The following is a 1,221-nucleotide window of genomic DNA, read 5'->3' on the forward strand; positions in this document are numbered from 1 at the left end:
TCTAAATGCGGACGATTAAGTACACCTCTGCATTTAAGAAAGACTATAAACGTGAGAAAAAAGGTCAGCATCGAAATACAGTCGATGCTGAACTACAAACTGTTTTAGAGTTATTACAAGCCGATGAAACTTTGCCTGAAAAGTATCGTGACCATGCTTTGGTCAGTAATTGGGTAGGTCATCGTGACTGCCATATCAAACCAGATCTTGTTTTAATCTATAAGAAAACAGAAGAAGGTGAACTACTCATTTTGAAGTTAGTTCGATTAGGTAGTCATAGTGAACTTGGAATATGAGAGTCACTGAATGAAAAAACCCCGGTATCCTGCCAGGGTTTTATAGTGTTTATGCGGGTTTCAAGCCACAAAAGAGTAAAGACGATTCATAACTCAATAGTCAAAGTTGAAGAAGTGTTCTGGGAAACAAGAAAGGAAGGCTTTTTGAATGTCGCTGTATTCACCTTCTGGATGTTCCTCTAGATAACGTCGAGTCCAAATGACTGTTGCTTCATAGTCGTTAAAGCTCGGGTCGAGTTGTAAAAAAATCCAGAGTTCATGTGCTTTTTGAATGAAAAAGTCATTGATGATCATGAGGGCAATTTTCTTTTCAGCGTTTGAATTAGGGTATGAGTACATAGTATGTCTCCTATAGAGATGATAAATAGTTTCGTTGATAAACTATTTATAACACATAAAATAATGTGTTTACCACATAATTTTATGTGTTTTTATGTAAATATAACCCTATGCTATAATCTCAAAACACGATTTCTATAAATTTAATCAAATGCCATATACTGAATTTCAACGTCTTATCGGTAAAGCAGGGCTTTCAATTAAGGAATTTGCTGCCTTATTGGATATGAAACCCAATTCGATTACGAATTACAGTAAACAAGGTGTGGTTCCTACACATATCGCTGTAATCGTTGCGTTGATTTCTACGATGAAAGATGAGGGATTAGATTTCTATCCAATTTTTGAAAAAATTAAGTCGTATTCAAAAGAGTAAAACTCTCATTTTTTGATAGCTGTAAGCTTTTTAGTAGAGATTGATGACGTAAAAAATGCCTGAACTTCAGGCATTTTTTTATTTTGAGGTACTTATAAACCTCAATAGAACTTTTCAATAAAGTTTCGAGTTTTGAGAACCAGAATGTTCATCAAAGTACCTTACGTTCTGAGATCTTAGGACGAGCAATCGATAAACCGGACATTTCTA

At 34.8% G+C, this 1,221-nt stretch carries 3 protein-coding genes; 2 read left to right on the forward strand and 1 reads right to left on the reverse strand.

Annotation, left to right across the window (positions count from 1 at the left end; genetic code table 11):
- Positions 1-5: 5 nt before the first annotated feature.
- A complete protein-coding gene (locus FTV42_RS17060) occupies positions 6-296 on the forward strand; it encodes a type II toxin-antitoxin system YafQ family toxin (RefSeq protein ID WP_180039270.1) in 291 nt (96 codons plus the stop codon).
- Positions 297-389: 93 nt separating this feature from the next.
- Here the strand turns inward: FTV42_RS17060 and FTV42_RS17065 are convergent, their stop codons facing one another.
- Entirely contained in the window at positions 390-635 is a 246-nt protein-coding gene (locus FTV42_RS17065) for a hypothetical protein (RefSeq protein WP_004728465.1), read from the reverse strand.
- A gap of 151 nt (positions 636-786) precedes the next feature.
- Between FTV42_RS17065 and FTV42_RS17070 the strand changes: the two genes are divergently transcribed.
- Positions 787-1,011 carry a hypothetical protein gene (locus tag FTV42_RS17070; protein ID WP_004728467.1) on the forward strand — a complete coding sequence of 75 codons (225 nt, stop codon included), beginning with the start codon at positions 787-789 and terminating at the stop codon, positions 1,009-1,011.
- Positions 1,012-1,221: the final 210 nt, after the last annotated feature.

Source organism: Acinetobacter sp. YH16052, from assembly GCF_013417155.1.
Classification (GTDB): Bacteria; Pseudomonadota; Gammaproteobacteria; order Pseudomonadales; family Moraxellaceae; genus Acinetobacter.